The organism is Actinoplanes sp. NPDC004185 (assembly GCF_053603475.1).
Genome location: NZ_JBSGFR010000024.1, coordinates 98,384 through 113,963, shown reverse-complemented (window position 1 = coordinate 113,963; position 15,580 = coordinate 98,384). Strand labels below are relative to the sequence as shown.

At 72.6% G+C, this 15,580-nt stretch carries 11 protein-coding genes; 4 read left to right on the top strand and 7 right to left on the bottom strand.

Features of this window, described 5'->3' with window-relative positions; translation table 11 throughout:
- Positions 1-14: 14 nt before the first annotated feature.
- Positions 15-2,102 carry an MMPL family transporter gene (locus tag ACWEOZ_RS24565; protein ID WP_451913014.1) on the bottom strand — a complete coding sequence of 696 codons (2,088 nt, stop codon included), beginning with the start codon at positions 2,100-2,102 and terminating at the stop codon, positions 15-17.
- A 297-nt stretch (positions 2,103-2,399) separates the two neighbouring features.
- On the opposite strand from ACWEOZ_RS24565, the gene fusA reads away from it, so the two are divergent.
- A complete protein-coding gene (fusA, locus tag ACWEOZ_RS24560) occupies positions 2,400-4,379 on the top strand; it encodes an elongation factor G (RefSeq protein WP_451913054.1) in 1,980 nt (659 codons plus the stop codon).
- A 73-nt stretch (positions 4,380-4,452) separates the two neighbouring features.
- A complete protein-coding gene (locus ACWEOZ_RS24555) occupies positions 4,453-5,445 on the top strand; it encodes a TrmB family transcriptional regulator (RefSeq protein WP_451913013.1) in 993 nt (330 codons plus the stop codon).
- On the opposite strand, the gene ACWEOZ_RS24550 is transcribed toward ACWEOZ_RS24555, so the two are convergent.
- From ACWEOZ_RS24550 to ligD, 3 genes are all read right to left on the bottom strand, one after another.
- Positions 5,430-5,636 (bottom strand): hypothetical protein, encoded by a 207-nt coding sequence (locus ACWEOZ_RS24550; RefSeq protein ID WP_451913012.1) that lies wholly within the window; start codon positions 5,634-5,636, stop codon positions 5,430-5,432. The genes ACWEOZ_RS24555 and ACWEOZ_RS24550 overlap by 16 nt on opposite strands.
- Positions 5,637-5,717: 81 nt before the next feature.
- Entirely contained in the window at positions 5,718-8,930 is a 3,213-nt protein-coding gene (locus ACWEOZ_RS24545) for a S8 family serine peptidase (protein ID WP_451913011.1), read from the bottom strand.
- Between the two features lie 109 nt (positions 8,931-9,039).
- Positions 9,040-9,996, bottom strand: coding sequence for a non-homologous end-joining DNA ligase (ligD, locus tag ACWEOZ_RS24540; RefSeq protein ID WP_451913010.1), 957 nt, complete (start codon positions 9,994-9,996; stop codon positions 9,040-9,042).
- Between the two features lie 52 nt (positions 9,997-10,048).
- Between ligD and ACWEOZ_RS24535 the strand changes: the two genes are divergently transcribed.
- Positions 10,049-10,975, top strand: coding sequence for a 5,10-methylenetetrahydrofolate reductase (locus tag ACWEOZ_RS24535; protein ID WP_451913009.1), 927 nt, complete (start codon positions 10,049-10,051; stop codon positions 10,973-10,975).
- Positions 10,976-10,982: 7 nt separating this feature from the next.
- Here ACWEOZ_RS24535 and ACWEOZ_RS24530 read toward each other — a convergent pair whose 3' ends face one another.
- Together ACWEOZ_RS24530 and ACWEOZ_RS24525 are read right to left on the bottom strand one after the other, a co-directional pair.
- Positions 10,983-12,815: a diguanylate cyclase domain-containing protein gene (locus tag ACWEOZ_RS24530; protein WP_451913008.1), complete on the bottom strand. Its 1,833-nt coding sequence runs from the start codon at positions 12,813-12,815 to the stop codon at positions 10,983-10,985.
- Positions 12,816-12,890: 75 nt separating this feature from the next.
- Positions 12,891-13,484 (bottom strand): TIGR03086 family metal-binding protein, encoded by a 594-nt coding sequence (locus ACWEOZ_RS24525; RefSeq protein ID WP_451913007.1) that lies wholly within the window; start codon positions 13,482-13,484, stop codon positions 12,891-12,893.
- Positions 13,485-13,613: 129 nt separating this feature from the next.
- On the opposite strand from ACWEOZ_RS24525, the gene ACWEOZ_RS24520 reads away from it, so the two are divergent.
- Complete coding sequence (locus tag ACWEOZ_RS24520; protein ID WP_451913006.1) at positions 13,614-14,255, top strand: TetR/AcrR family transcriptional regulator; 642 nt, start codon at positions 13,614-13,616, stop codon at positions 14,253-14,255.
- On the opposite strand, the gene ACWEOZ_RS24515 is transcribed toward ACWEOZ_RS24520, so the two are convergent.
- A complete protein-coding gene (locus ACWEOZ_RS24515) occupies positions 14,166-15,575 on the bottom strand; it encodes an MFS transporter (RefSeq protein WP_451913005.1) in 1,410 nt (469 codons plus the stop codon). The genes ACWEOZ_RS24520 and ACWEOZ_RS24515 overlap by 90 nt on opposite strands.
- Positions 15,576-15,580 lie beyond the last annotated feature (5 nt).

Sequence of the window (15,580 nt, the reverse complement as noted above, 5' to 3'; positions counted from 1 at the left end):
GGGAATCTACCCGCTCAGGGCACGGGTTCGAGGTCGCGTTCCGGCTCCTGGGGGGCCGGCTCGTCGCGGACCCGGGTCAGCCGCCCCGGCCACCACATCCACCGTCCCAGGTCCAGGTTGAGCGCGGTCACCAGCACCGACCGCACGACGAGGGTGTCCAGCAGCACGCCGAACGCGACCGCGAAACCGATCTCGGCGAAGGCCACCAGCGGCAGGCTGCCGAGCGCGGCGAAGGTGCCCGCCAGCACGATCCCGGCGGAGGTGATCACCCCGCCGGTGGCGGCCAGGCCGATCAGCGCGCCGCGCCGGGGACCGTGCCCGTGCGTCTCCTCGCGGACCCGGGTCATCAGGAAGATGTTGTAGTCGATGCCCAGGGCGACCAGGAAGACGAACACGTACAGCGGGAAGGACGTGTCCTCGCCGGCGAAGCCGAACACGTGCCGGAAGATCAGCGCGCTCACGCCCAGCGCCGCGCCGAAGGACAGCACGACCGTGGCGATCAGCACCAGCGGGGCGACGATCGCGCGCAGCAGCAGGCCCAGGATCACCAGCACCACGAGCAGGACCAGCGGGATGATCAGCCGGTTGTCGTGCGCGTTGGCCTCGTTGATGTCCAGCGTCATGGCGGTCATGCCACCCACCTGCGCGTCGCCGACGGGATGCACGGCGGCGCGGACCCGCTTGATGGTGGCCATCGCGGCGTCGCTGTCCGGCGGGTCGGCCAGCAGGCCCTCGATCAGCACCAGGTCACCCTTGACCATGGGCTCACCGGCGGCGCTGATGCCGGGTGTGGCGGCGACCGCCGACCGGATCCGGGCGGCCGCGGCCGCCTGGCCGATCACCACGACCGGCTGGCCCTGGCCGGCCGCGAAGTGCCGGGCCAGCGCCTCCTCGCCGGAGACCGACGACGGCTTGTCGACGAACTGGTCGGCCTGGGCCAGGCCGTTGGCCTGGAGCTGCAACAAGCCCAGCGACATCGCGCCGAGCACAGCCGCGGTGGTGACCCAGACCAGGCGGGGCCGGCGGGCGATCCGCGTGCCGAGCCGGGCGTAGATGCCGGTGGCGGTCGGCTCGGCTGTGCCCATCGCCGGGCGCACCGGCCAGAACAGCCAGCGGCCGAAGATGACCAGCAGCGCGGGCAGCAGGGTGATCATGGCGAGCAGCCCGACCACGATGCCGAGCGCCGAGACCGGGCCCAGGCCGCTGGTTGAGTTGACCTCGGCCAGCGTCAGGCAGGACATGCCCACGGCCACGGTGGCGGCGCTGGCGATGATGGCCGGCCCGGCCCGGTGCAACGCGAGCGCCATCGCCTCGTGCCGGTCGTCGTGCCGGCGTAGTTCCTCGCGGTAGCGGGCGACCAGCAGCAGCGCGTAGTCGGTGCCCGCGCCGAAGACGAGCACCGTCAGGATGCCCGCGCTCTGCGCGTTCACCACCAGTCCGGCGTGCTTGGCCAGCAGGTAGATCACCGCCTGCGAGGTGGTCAGCGCCACCCCGGCGGAGATGATGGGCAACAGCCAGAGCACCGGACTGCGGTACGTGATCAGCAGGATGATCGCCACGATCGCCAGCGTCGTGTAGAGCAGGGTGCCGTCGATGCCCTCGAACGCCTCGGCGCTGTCCGCGGCGGTGGCGGCCGGCCCGGCGTACTGGATGCTGAGCCCGCCGCTCCCGGCGCCGGTGGTGGCCTTCAGCTGGTCGACCGTGTCGACGATCTTGTCCCAGCCGTCCGCGTCCACCTTGATCGGCACGATGATCTGCAGCGCCTGACCGTCCTTGGCCGGCACGGGCCCGGCGACGTCACCGGTGACCCCGGCGACCCGGCCCATCGCGGCCGCGTCCTGAGTGGCCTTGGCGGTGTCGGCCGGAGTGATACCGGCGGCCCGCTCGTAGACGATGACGGCCGGTGCGATGTCGTCGGCCTGGAAGGTGCCCTGCAGCTCGGAGACCTGGGTGGCCTCCGCCCCGCCGGGCAGCCAGGCAGCGTTGTCGTTCTTCTGGACGTCGGTCAGCTTGCCCGCCATCGGCGCCGCGATCATGAGCACCACGACCCAGAGGCCGAGCACCACCCACTTGCTCCAGCGTCCGCACACCAGCCCGGCCATCTCGGAACCCCCCGTGTCATCCGATGGGCCGGAGCGTAGGCCTGGCCGCAGACCACACCAAGCAGAAGAATGACAGCTCAGGGTTATCTCGGGGTCGATATCGGATGATCGGCCGGTGGGTATATCGGTTTCCCGGACCGGGCCGCACCCCTAACCTGATCAAGACATCGTGACCGAGGGGAGACTGCCGTGCGCTACCGCACCGTCGTCGTCGTTCCCTCGTCGCTCTTCGAGCTGATCCTCGTGTCCGGCCTGCCCAGCCCCGGCTGCGCCGCCGGTGCTGGACGTTCCTGACCGCTGTCGTCCCTCGCGGTCGGGCGGGCGCCGTCCGAAACAAGGATCGATCGAAGGACCATCACCATGCGTGTCCGCAATCTCGGCATCCTGGCCCACGTCGATGCCGGCAAGACCACCCTGACCGAACGGATCCTGTACGTCACCGGCGCCACCTACAAGCGGGGCGAGGTGCACACCGGGACGACCGTCACCGACTTCGACCCGCAGGAGCGTGACCGTGGCATCACCATCTTCGCCGCCGCCGTCAGCTGCGACTGGGCCGGCCACCGGCTCAACCTGATCGACACCCCCGGGCACGTCGACTTCAGCGACGAGGTCGAACGCTCCTTGCGGGTGCTCGACGGCGCCGTCGCGGTGTTCGACGCCGTCGCCGGAGTGGAGCCGCAAAGCGAGTCGGTGTGGCGCCAGGCCGACCGGTACGGCGTACCGCGCATCGCGTTCGTCAACAAGCTGGACCGTCCCGGCGCGGATCTGGACGCGGCCGTGGCCTCGATCCGGGACCGGCTCGGGGTGACCCCGCTGGTGGTGCAGGTGCCGATCGGGCGCGAGGCGGATTTCACCGGTGTCGTCGACCTGGTCGGGATGCGCGCGCTCACCTGGGCCGACGGGGTGCTGACCGAGGGACCGGCGACGGAGCCGGCGATGCGGGCGGCCCGGCAACGGTTGGAGGAGGCCGTCGCCGAGCTGCACCCGGACGTGCTGGAGGAACTGGGGGCCGTGTCGCAGGACACGCTGCGCCGGGCGCTGCGGGAGCTGACGCTCTCCGGGGCCGCGGTCGTCGTGCTGTGCGGTGCGGCGTACCGGGACCGGGGTGTCGAACCTTTGCTGGACGCGGTGGTGGACTACCTCCCGGCGCCGGCCGGTGACGCGGCCGACTCCCTGGCAGCACTGGTGTTCAAGGTGCACACCGCGGCCACCGGTCGGCTCACCTACCTGCGGATCTACGAGGGCACGCTGAGCAAGGGGAACGTCGTGTGGGACGCGGGGGCGGGCCGGGCCGAACGGGTCGCCCGGATCCTGCGCGTCCAGGCCGACCGGCACACCGAGGTGGACCGGGCGGTGGCCGGTGACATCGTCGCCGTGGTCGGCGTCAAGGCGGCGCGGACCGGGACGACGCTGTGCACCCGGGCCGCTCCGGTGCTGCTCGAAGCGCCGGCCACCGCCGAACCGGTGGTGTCCGTAGCGGTCGAGGCGAAACGGTCGGCCGACACGCAGCGGCTGGCTGTCGCCCTGGCCACGCTGATCGAGGAGGATCCGTCGCTGGCCCTGCGAACCGATCCCGAGACCGGGCAGACCGTGCTGTCCGGCCTGGGCGAGTTGCATCTGGAGGTGGCCGTGGAGAAGCTGCGGCGGGTCAACGGCCTGGCCGTGAGCGTGGGACGGCCGCAGGTGGCCTACCGGGAAACCGTCCTGCGCGGGGTGTCCGGGCTGCTCTACCGGCACGTCAAGCAGGACGGCGGCGCGGGCCAGTTCGCCCACGTCGTGCTCGACGTCGGGCCGCTGGCCGGCGACGGCTTCGAGTTCCGGTCCACGGTCACCGGCGGGCGGGTGCCGCGCGAGTACGTGCGGGCGGTCGAGGCCGGCTGCCGGGACGCTCTCGCGTCGGGTCCGCTGGGCGGGCACCGCGTCGTCGGGGTACGGGTCACCCTCACCGACGGCGCGACCCACCCGAAGGACTCCTCGGAGCAGGCCTTCCGTACGGCGGGCCGGCTGGGTCTGCGGGAGGCGCTGCGGGCGGCGACGATGACGCTGCTCGAACCGGTCGCGGAGGTCACGGTCTCCGCACCCGAGGAGACCCTGGGCGCGGTCCTCGGCGACCTCGCCGCCCGGCGTGGCCAGGTGACCGGCTCGACCGGTCCGGCCGTGACCGCCGTGGTGCCGCTGGCTGAGCTGTTCGGCTACGTGACGCAGTTGCGCAGCCGGACCCGGGGACGCGGCACGTGCACGACCCGTCCGGCGGGCTACCAGCCGGCGGCGTGAGCACCGAGGGACGGGCCCGGAGCCGACCGGTCCGGGCCCGTCTGTTGCTGCCGACCGCTCGTAGAGTGGCCGCATGCATCCCGACCCCGAGCTGCTCACCACCGCTGAGCAGGAGGCTTACCGCTTGCTGGTGCGGCTGGCCGGCGCCGGCCCGGACGAGCTGGCGCGGCTCGCCGGCACGTCCGCGCGGCAGGCCGCCGACGTGCTGGAGTCTTTGCGCGCCAAGGGACTCGTCACCCCCGGCCCGACCTTCCACGCTCTGCCACCGGACGTCGCGCTGGGTGACACGCTGCTGCGTCAGCAACAGTCGCTGGAGTCGGCGCGGCAGGTCGTCGCGGCCCTCAGTGAGGACTACCGCAGCAGCAACCGGCGGCGCAGCGCGGAGCATCTGGTCGAGATCGTCGTCGGCGCGCAGGCGTTGCGGCGGCGGCTGTTCGAGATGCAGGACACCGCCCGGGAGGAGATCCTCTGGTTCTGCCGGGCCAACCCGATCGCCATGCAGGGACCCGAGAACGAGGAGGAGGGCTCGGCGCTGGCCCGCGGCGTGAAGTACCGCGCCATCTACGAGCGGGAGCTGCTGGAGAAGCCCGGCGAGCTGGCCAGCATCGTCGAGTCGGTCAGGGCGGGTGAGGAGGCGCGGACGTTGCCCGCTCTGCCCGTACGGCTGGCGATCGCCGACCGGTCCCTGGCCATCTGCCCGCTGGTGCCGGACGAGTCGCGCGGGGTCGGCGAGCCCACCGCCGCCCTGATCCGCTCCAGTGAGCTGCTCGACGCGCTGGTGGCGCTGTTCGAGAGCTACTGGGAGCGGGCCACTCCGGTGCTCGCCGACGCCCCGCGCGGGGACCTGCCGGCACCCGAGGTGCTGCTGTTGTCGCTGTTCGTCTCCGGCATGCCGGACAAGTCGATCGCCACCCATCTCGGGGTCAGCAAGCGCACCGTGCAGCGCCGGCTGGACCGGCTCATGGCGCTGGCCGGGGTGGACACCCGCACCGGCCTGGCGTTCCAGGCGGCCCGCCGGGGCTGGCTGGCAGCCCCGGCGGACCCGGTCGGTCAGCCGCGCGGGTAGGCGCGGACCACCGTCTGCGTCACGGTGTTGCCGGCCCTGTCCTTGGCGGTCACCCGCAACGAGACCGGCGTACGCCCGCCCGGGATCAGCGCCGTGGTGCCGACGGTCACCGCCCGCTGGAACGTGACGCCGTCGTCGGCCGACACCTCGACCTTCAGACCGGTCACCTTGGCCGAGAAGTCCAGCTTCACCAGGTGCGCCCGCGTCGTCCGCGGCGCGTCGTAGCCGACGTGCAGCAGGGGCAGGGTGCCGTCGGCCCCGGAACGGAACGTTCACTCGGTCTCGGTACGCGTGCCGTACAGCCAGTCCGCACCGCCGCGTTGCGTGGTCAGGCGCAGCTTGTACGCCGCCGTCCCCTTGGTCGTGGCCACGTTCTGCCAGGCGTTCGGCAGCTCGGCGAGCAGCTTGCCGTCGCGCCACAGGGTGGCCGCGACCGGGTCGAGCGCCTCGGCCTCGTAGTGACCGTCGCTGTCCACGAACTCCGCGACGCGCAGTTTCAGCACGTCACCGACGCGGGTCGACGCGATGCCGGCCGGTGCCGCGGGCCGTACCACCGGGGCGGCCCAGCTCTCCGCCTCCTGGCCCGCGCTGTAGCTCCGCGGCAGCTCGGTGAAGCCACCCTGCAACGGCCCGAAGCTGCTCCACGGGTAGAGGCTGTGCACCCGGTGCTGCCACACCGAGTCGCCGGCCGACACCCACTCCTCCCGGATCGACGGGGTGTGCACCACGCGGGAGGTGTCGTTCCACGAATACGTCTGCCAGGGGCGCCATCCGAACCGCTGCTCCTTCACCCAGTCGAAACCGCCGTTGTCGGCGTAGGTCGTGCTGATCCGCCGGCTGTTGGCGGCGGTCACCCGGTGCACGACGCGCTCCGGGATGCGGTCCTCGGACACCTGGAAGACGTCGTAGAGGTACGGACTCGACCGGGTCAGGGTCAGGTCGATCGCCGCGCCCGGACGGGCGGCCCGGGCGAGCAGCTTCTGCCCGTCGTCGTACGCCACGGCCAGCGACGTCACCGGCAGCTGTTCGGCGTCCGGCGCGAACACCGTCCACGCGGAACGGCCGGCCGGCCGGACCAGCAGGGCGGCCGCCGCGCCGGCTCGCGCCGCCGCGTCGATCTGGTCCAGCTCGTCCCGGTCGGTCGCCGGGATCAGCACTGCTTTTCCGCGTACGGAGCCCGCGCCCCACGTGGTCAACGGGAACCGCTTGGTGCCGGCGTAGGCCGGTGAGTTGCCGAACAGGTTGAGGTCGAGCGGACCGCTGACGCCGGGCACCCTGGTCTGCACCATCGGCGCCACGAGCTGCCACCGCGACGAGAACTCGAAACTGCCCGTGGCCACCTTCCGCGTCGGCACGACGTTGACCTGCTCGACGTTGCTGAAGTGCATGACGCCGTGGGCGATGCCGCGGCCCGTGCCGGTGACCCGGTGCACGTAGTAGCTGAGCACCGCCTGCTGCTCGGCCGGCTTGGGCGTCTCGACCCGGATCGGCGTGCCCTTGCGGGCGTCGATCAGCACCTCGATGTCCCGGTCGACCCGCAGCTCCGGGATGCTCACGTAGGTGGCCTGCTCGTCGAGCGGCGCACCGTCCTCGAGCAGCGCGTCCAGCAGGTACGTCCCCTCCTGCACTTCCCAGGTACGGCCTTCGGTGCCGAACCAGCCGAGCACGTCGAAGCGGCTGTCGTCGCCGTGGATGGTCAGGGCGGGCACTGCTGCGGGCGTACCGCTGCGGTCGACGGCCTTGACCGTGACGGTGTGCCGGGGGCCGTCCAGGGTCGCGCCGATCGCGGTGGTGACTACCGTGCCGGTAGCGGTGGCCTTGAGCCAGCCGCTGAACTGGCCCTGGTCCCGCTGGGCGAAGTCGACGCTGAGCACGACGGACGCGGTGCCGGCGGCCGGCACGGTGACGCTGGGCTTGTCCGTGGTGAAGCCGGCCGGCGCGGCCAGGGCCAGGGTCACCGGCGTGCTGCCCACGTTCGTGTAGGTCACCGTCCTGGTGGCGATGCTCGGCGTCTCGCCGACCGCGTGCAGTCCGAAGTCGGCGACGCCGGTGCCGGTCACCGGCTGGGTGGTGGCCCGGGTGAGGTCGACGCGGCCGGCGCCCTGGGCGTACACGGACTGGCCGGCGGCGGTTCTCGCCGTGCTGACCAGCGCTTCCTTGATCCTCGCGCCGGTCCAGTCCGGGTGCTGCTGGGCCAGCAGCGCCGCCGAGCCGGCGACGTGCGGCGTCGCCATCGACGTGCCGGAGGCCGCGGTGTAACTCGCGTCGACCGGGTCGCCCATGGTGGTGCCGGCCGCGCGGGCCGCCACGATGGCGACGCCCGGTGCGGTGATCTCCGGCTTGAGGCCGAGGTCACCGAGGCGTGGGCCGCGGCTGGAGAAGTCGGCGAGCTGGTCGGCCCGGTCGACCGCGCCGACCGTGAGCGCGCTGGGGGCGGCTCCGGGCGTGCCGACCGTGGAGTCCGCGCCCTCGTTGCCCGCCGCGATGACGAACAAGGCCCCGCTGGCCGCGCTGATCTCGTCGACCGCGACGCTCATCGGGTCGGTGCCGTCGGTGGCCGAGCCGCCCAGGCTCAGGTTGACGACCTTGGCCCCCTGCGCCACGGCCCACTGCATGCCCTGGATGATCTCCGACTCGTAGCCGGAGCCGCTGTCGTCGAGCACCTTGCCGATCAGCAGCTGGGCGCCGTACGCGACACCCTTGCGGCTGCCGCCGGAAGCCGCGCCGCTGCCGGCCACCGTGGCCGCGACGTGGGTGCCGTGGCCGAAGCGGTCGACGGTGTCCTCGCTCGCGCTGAAGTTGCGCGCCTCGGCGATCCGGCCGGCCAGATCGGGGTGGCCGGCGTCGACGCCGGTGTCGAGCACGGCGACCTTGACGCCGCGACCGTCGAGCCCGGCCTGCCAGGCGGTGGGGGCGCCGATCTGCGCGGTGCTGCGGTCGAGCACCGGCTTGACCTTGCCGTCCAGCCAGATGTGGGTCTCCCCCGCGGTCCGGACGGCCGCGTTCTGCGCTTTCCAGAACGCGGCCAGGCTGTCCTTGGCCGGCTTGATCGCGGTCGCGTCGATGCTGGTCAGGGCGCGCGCGTCGGCGGTACGGAAGGCAGCACCGCCACCCTGGACGATCAGCGGCAGGGTCGGCGAGGCCGCGTCGCCGTAGCCCTGGGCCACCAGGTGCTCGACGTCGAACAGCTCGGCGTCGAGGCGGCCCGCGTCGACCAGCGGGATCGCGTCGGCCGGCAGCACCCGCAGGCCACCGTCGGTCTCCAGGGTGTGGAACGTGATGCCCTCGCGGCCGGGGGCGGGGCGGACCGTGGCCGCGTACCGCCGGCCGGCCTTGGTGAGTGCGACCGTGTCGCCGGTGATCAGGGTGATGGTCACGGCGCCGGGCTCGGCCCGGGCCGGTGCCGGTGCGGCCGGGGCGGCCGCCGCGGGGCCGGGTATCGCCGTGGCTCCGATCAGGACGCCGACGAGCAGACGACTCAGCATGGGGACTCCTTCGCAGCGTGATTCGCTGCACGCATCATGGAGTCCGGACATTCACCGTCGTGTTACGTGCGCCTGCCGCAGAGCGGACATGGCGTGATGTGGACAGCCCTCACTCGGGGTCGGCCGGCCCGGCCAGCCCCGCCTTCTCGTCGCGCTCGGCCCACTCCAGCAGCGGGCGCAGGTCGAAGGCGGTGTCGTCGATGCTCGCGTGCAGGTCACCCAGCTCGGCGAAGCGGGCCGGCACGGTCTGCAGGGTGAAGTCATCGGGCTCCACGGCATCGACCTCGTCCCAGCGGATCGGCGTCGAGACCGTCCCGCGCTGGTTGCCCCGCACCGAGTACGCGCTGGCGATGGTGTGATCACGGGCGTTCTGGTTGTAGTCGACGAACAGCTTCTCCGGGTCGCGGTCCTTGCGCCACCACGTCGTGGTCACCTCGGGCGAGCGCCGCTCGACCTCCCGGGCGAAGGCCAGCGCCGCCCTCCGTACGTCGGAGAAGCCGTGCTCGGGCGCGATCCGGACGTAGATGTGCAGACCCCGGCCGCCGGAGGTCTTGGGATAGCCGGTGATGCCCAGCTCGTCGAGGACCTCGTGGGCCACGTGGGCGACCCGGCGTACGGTGTCGAACCCGCAGTCGGGCATCGGGTCCAGGTCGATGCGCCACTCGTCGGGCTTCTCGGTGTCGGCGCGCCGCGAATTCCACGGGTGGAACTCGACCGTCGACATCTGCACCGCCCAGATGACCTCGCCGAGCTGCGTCACGCACAGCTCGTCGGCGTGCCGCTTGTAGCGGGGGAACTCCACCCGGACCGTCTGCAGCCAGGGCGGGGCGCCGTGCGGCACCCTCTTCTGGTGCACCTTCTCCCCCGCCAGGCCGTCCGGGAAGCGGTGCAGCATGCACGGCCGCTCACGCAGTGCCCGCACGATGCCGTCACCGACGCTCAGGTAGTAGTTGACCAGGTCGAGCTTGGTCAGGCCGAGCTCCGGGAAGTACACCCGGTCCGGGTTCGAGACGCGGACGGTGTGCTCCCCGGCATCGACCTCGATCGCCGGTGACTTGGTGGCCATAGGGCCAACCTAGCCGCTCGGCCCGCCACACGAGCCCCTTACTCTGAGCGGCATGCCGACTCCGCTGCGCGTGAAACTGCAAGAGGCCCACAGCGGGACGCTGCTCGTCAGCGTCACCCCACCCCGGCAGAGCGCCGCCGCCCGGGCCGACGAGATCGCCGCCGTCACCACGGCCCGGCTCGCCGACGTGGGGCTGGACGGGCTCGTCCTCTACGACATCGACGACGAGAGCGACCGCAACCCGGACGACCGGCCGTTCCCGTTCCTGCCGACGATGGACCCGGCGGACTTCCATGCCGGCCACCTCGGCGGTTTCGGCAAGCCGGTGGTCATCTACCGGTGCGTCGGCAAGTATCCGCGCGACGAGCTGTCCTCCTGGCTGCAGGCGGTGGACACCGACCAGGTCATGACCGTCTTCGTCGGCCCGTCGTCGAGCGACAAGGCAGTGCGCACGGACCTGCGCACGGCCCACGAGTTGCGCCGCGAGGTACGCCCGGACCTGCTGGTCGGCGGGGTCGCCATCACCGAGCGGTACATCCGGGGACGCGACGAACACCTGCGGATGGTGTCCAAACAGGAGCGTGGCTGCGCGTACTTCATCTCCCAGGTGGTCTACGACGTCGACGCCACCAAGAGCATGCTCTCGGACTACTACTACGCCTGCCGCGACCGCGGCCTCGCTCCGCGCCCGGTCATCCTGACGATGTCGGTGTGCGGGTCGCTGAAGACCCTGGCCTTCCTCAAGTGGCTGGGCGTGAACGTGCCGCCGTGGCTGGAGAACACCCTGCGGCACTCGCCGGATCCGTTGGCCGAGTCGTTCGACCAGTGCGTGCGCAACGCCCGCGAGCTGATCACCTTCTGCCGCCGGCTGGGGATGCCGTTCGGCTTCAACGTGGAGAGCGTGTCGATCCGCAAGGTGGAGATCGACGCGTCCATCGCGCTGGCCGTCGAGCTGCAGAAGCTGCTCGACCGGGGATAGTTCCGGCCTAGTCGGCCCGGTGCCGGCCCACGCGGGCCGGTTCGCGTTGCTCCGGTACGCCGTTCGCGCGCCGGCCGCCGCCGAGGTGCTTGACCGCGTACATGGCGTGGTCGGCGGCGCGCAGAGCCTGGTCCGGGTCGTCGCTCGGGGTGGCCAGGTGCACGCCGACGCTGGCCCCGATGGTGATGTCCGCGCCGGACACCGGGAACGGGCGCTCCACCGCGAGCCGTACCCGCTGGCTCATCGCGTCGGCGTCGGACTGCGCGGTGACCCCCGGCATCAGCACCACGAACTCGTCGCCGCCGACCCGGGCCAGCACGTCACCCTCGCGGACGCAGGCGCTGAGCCGCTCGGCGACCTGGCGCAGCAGCTCGTCGCCGGCCTCATGCCCGTGGGCGTCGTTGACCGGCTTGAAGCCGTCGAGGTCGACGAAGAGCACGGCCACCGCGTCGTCGCGCAACGACGTGCCCAGCGCGTCCTGCATCCGCCGGCGGTTCGGCAGTCCGGTGAGCGCGTCGTGGGTGGCTTCGTGGTGCAGCCGCTCCTGGAACGCCCGGTTCTCGGAGATGTCCCGGGCGTTGATGACGATGCCGGTCAGGGCCGGGTTCTGCATCTGGTTGGAGGCGGTGAACTCGAACCAGGTGGCGTTGCCGGCCCGGTTGAGGATCCGGGTCTGCAACCGCAGCACCGAGTCCCGCCCGCTGAGCAGCGCGGCGAAGGCCTCCCGCATCCGCGGCCGGTCCTCCGGGTGTACCAGCTCGAAGACGCTGGAACCCTGCAACGAGCCGGCCGGGAAGTGCAGCACCGACGCGGCGCTGGGGCTGGAGTACGCGACCCGGCCCTCGGCGTCGAGCACCGCGACCATGTCCGGGGCGTGCAGGAACAGGGCCTGGAACCGCTCGTCGGCGCGGCGTCGCTGAACCTGGGTGCGGTAGCCGAGGGCGGAGATGCCGACGGCGCCGATCAGGAGCATCGCCAGCAGCGTCACGTTGATGGTCTGGCTGCGGCTGTGCACCGCGCCGTCGAAGGAGGCCAGCGTCTGGGTGCGCACGTACGCCCAGCCGCCCGGCAGCGACTCGTTCTTCACGACGATGGAGATCATCCCGGTGCCGGCCGCGTGGTACTCGACGAACACCGATCCGTTGGTCAGCCGGGCCGCGGCGGTGACCACGGCGGGGTCCATCCGGGTGCCGATCCGCTCGGCCTGGCTCGTGAAACCGACCTGTCCGGTGGTGTCGACGATCGTGGTCAGGTGGGTCGCCGACTTCAACCGCGCGGTGTACGCCTGCAGAGTCGTAGCGGCGAACTTGTGATAGCCGACCAGCAACGCCGCGGTGGCACCCCCGGCCTTGATCGGCACAGCGAAAGCCTCGACCGCGACCATGTTCCCGCCGGCGTCCTTGACCTGCATGACGGAGGAGACACCGAGCTTGCCCGCTGCCAGCAACGTCCGCATCGGCTGGTAACCGGCGTCGGAGCCGGGCGGCAGCGGGTTCCCCCGGGACGCGTTCAGCACCGTGCCGTCGAGCCCGGTGATCGCCGCCCCGTACGGGAAGGAGGTGGACTTCGCGACGTACGCCTCGAGGGCATCGCGGTCCCCGACGGAGCCGGCGCCGAGGTGGAAGGGGTAGCTGTCGGCGAAGGCCTTGAGCTCCTTGGCGGAGAGCTGCTGCATCTGCCCGGCCAGGGTCGCGTTGTTGACCGCGAGCGCCAGCGAGTCGGAACGGTGCACCGTGTCGGCGGCACGCAGCGCCGACCGGTTCACCATCACGCCCACGATGCCGACGGCCACCAGCAGCAGAACGCTGACGACCACAGCGAGCCAGTTGCGCAGCCGCATCTGATTGCCTCCTCGCCGCCAACGATCGGGCGCGGAGCGGGCAAGCTGAACGAAATCGCCCGGAAGTTGCGGCTGTCAGCTCACCGCGGACCACTGGGGGTCACGGCCCAGGTAACGCAGCAGCTGCGCGGCGGCGCCGTCCTGCTCGCCGGCCCGCAGCGCGGGTGCGTAGGCGCCGTACTGGCGCAGCGGCTCGACGATCGCCCGGGCCACCGGCAGCAGCTGGGTGGCGAGGTCGTCGTCGAGCCGCACGGGCCGGCCGGTCGCGACCGCGACGTCCCAGGCGTGAACGGCCGCGTCGAGCGCGGCCGCCCCGACGGCGGTGGCGGCGGGCAGGGCACCGTGCGGCAGCGGGGTCGGCGCCGTGCCGGAGGGGTCGACGGTGGCGAAGGCGGCTGCGGACGCGGCGAGGGTGGGCTCGACCAGCTCGGCCGGGCTGCCGGTCAGCGAGCCGGACGGAGCGAACGGGTCATCGGCCGGGCCGCCGTGCCCGGTGATGGCGGCGACGTAGGCGAGCTGGTCGCCCGCCGAGTGCTGGAGGACCTGGGCCACGGTCCACTCCGTGCAGGGCGTGGGCCGGCCGAGGTCGGCTTCGGTGAGGGCCGTGGTCGCGTCGCGCAGGGCTGCGTGGGCGCGGTCGAGGACGGTCCAGGTGGTCGTCGCGTTCATGATGTCTCCTCGCCGTCTCGCGGAACGGAATGTATCGTTCCGCTGTCTCGACAGTAGCGGAACGATCTGTTCCGCACAAGTGTTAGCCTGGTCGGGATGCCGCCACCGCCGTCCGGAACGAGGCCGACCATGACGGAGCCCGAGGTCCTGAACGGCCGCCGCGCTCGGGCCGTCCGCAACGACGGCGCGATCCTCGCCGCGGCCCGGGACGTCTTCGTCGCCGACCCGACCGCCCCGATCGGCGCGGTCGCCCGAGCCGCCGGGGTGGGCATCAGCGCGTTGTACCGGCGTTACCCGAGCAAGGAGGCGTTGCTGGCCACGCTCTGCCTGGAGGGCCTGCAGCAGTTCGTCGGTGTTGCCACAGCGGCCGGTGAGGTGGCTGATCCCTGGGAGGCGTTCGTGACGTTCCTGCGGGGCGTCGTCGAGGCCGACGTGCACTCGCTGACCGTGTATCTGGCCGGCCGCTTCCCGGCCACGGCGGAGCACCGCGACCTGGCCGCGCAGGCGAGGGTGCTCACCGACGGCATCCTGCACCGGGCCCAGCAGACGGGCGCCGTCCGGGCCGACCTGGAGAGCACCGACCTGCCGATGATCTACGAGCAGCTCGCCGCGATCCGCCTCGGCGCCCCGGACCAGATCCGGGACCTGCGCCGCCGCTACCTCGACATCCACCTCGCCGGCCTACGCGCCGCCGCGACCTCCTACGGCAGCCTGCCCGGCGCCGCCCCCACCGGCGCCGCCCTCGGCGCCCGCTGGCACCGCTCCACCTGACCCGTCGCCCGTCCCCGCCCCAGGCACCGCCCCACCCGACCCAGCCCGAGCGCCCGCCGCAGGCACCGCCCCACTTGGCCCATCCCCCGCGCCCGCCGCAGGCACCGCCCCAACTGACCCGTCCCCCGCGCCCGCCGCGGGCAGGTCGCTCCGGACGGCTGTCACGGTCGCCGCCAGGCCCAGCGCCGAAGCGCAGACCAGCAGCACCACCGACGCCGAGCCGGCGTCGGCCAGCCCGCCCAGCACGTTGGTGGTGACCAGCAGCGGCACACTCTGCACGAGCACCAGCACCGCCTGGATCCGAGCCAGGTGCGTAGCCGGCGCCGCACCCAGGATCAGCGGCGCGATGTGCGCACTGAACAGCCCGGCACCCATCCCCACCACCAGCCCGGCACCGATCGCCGCCGCCACGCCGGGCGCCACCGCCAGCGCCGCCACCGCCCCCGCCGCGATCAACAGCCCGGTGATCGCCACCGCACCAGGCCGCCGTGCCGCACCCCGCGCCAGCACGATGCTCGCCACAACCGCAGTCCCGAGGGCCATGGCACCCACAAGCGCCCCACCCGCGGCAGCCGGCCAATGCCGCTGCCGAGCCAGCAACGGCACCAGCAAACCCGAAACCGGCAATAGAGACGCTGCAGCAGCCGCGGTCAGCACCAGCGCCGGTCGCAGCACCCTGTCCCGCCCAGCCGTACGCAGGCCGTCAACCGCCTGCCGCCAGAAACCACCGGCCCGCGGCGGCGCCACGCTCGCCGGACGACCCAGGTCGGGCAAGCTTCGCCGCAAGCCCAGCAGCACCAATGCCATCAGGGCGAACGTCGCCGCGTTGCCCAGAGCCGCAGCGACGATCCCCGCGGCAGCCACCACCACCGCGCCCAGCGGCGGCCCGGCAGCAGCAACGAGCTGCCCGGCGAGGTGCCGGGCCGACAACGCCCGGGCCAGGCCCGGACCGCTCACCAGCAGCCGCGGCAGCGACCCCGAGCTGGGCAGATAGAACGCGTCCACCAGCCCGACGGCCAGCGCCGCGCCCACCAGCAACCACGGCTGCTCACCCCACACCGCCCCCGCCGCCGCGACCGCCAGCATCACAGCCGTCATCACGACGTCGGCCACGATCATCACGCGCCAGGCGCCGACCCGGTCGGCCACCGCGCCGCCAACCAGCAGCAACAGCACCCGCGGCAGGTTGATCGCCGTCAGCACCAGGCCGGCGAACGCCCCGCCGCGCCCGGCCGCCACCCAGGCCATCGCGAAGCCCAGCACCTGCGTGCCGAGCAGTGACACCGTCGCGGCCGCCAGCCAGATCCCGTATCTCCGCACGGGTG

Coding starts and splice junctions, on each gene's coding strand:
- ACWEOZ_RS24530 (WP_451913008.1), bottom strand. CDS start 12,815: ATGCGGCTGCGCAACTGGCTCGCTGTGGTCGTCAGCGTTCTGCTGCTG.
- ACWEOZ_RS24535 (WP_451913009.1), top strand. CDS start 10,049: ATGCCGACTCCGCTGCGCGTGAAACTGCAAGAGGCCCACAGCGGGACG.
- ACWEOZ_RS24545 (WP_451913011.1), bottom strand. CDS start 8,930: ATGCTGAGTCGTCTGCTCGTCGGCGTCCTGATCGGAGCCACGGCGATA.
- ACWEOZ_RS24555 (WP_451913013.1), top strand. CDS start 4,453: ATGCATCCCGACCCCGAGCTGCTCACCACCGCTGAGCAGGAGGCTTAC.
- ACWEOZ_RS24525 (WP_451913007.1), bottom strand. CDS start 13,484: ATGAACGCGACGACCACCTGGACCGTCCTCGACCGCGCCCACGCAGCC.
- ACWEOZ_RS24520 (WP_451913006.1), top strand. CDS start 13,614: ATGACGGAGCCCGAGGTCCTGAACGGCCGCCGCGCTCGGGCCGTCCGC.
- ligD (WP_451913010.1), bottom strand. CDS start 9,996: ATGGCCACCAAGTCACCGGCGATCGAGGTCGATGCCGGGGAGCACACC.
- ACWEOZ_RS24565 (WP_451913014.1), bottom strand. CDS start 2,102: ATGGCCGGGCTGGTGTGCGGACGCTGGAGCAAGTGGGTGGTGCTCGGC.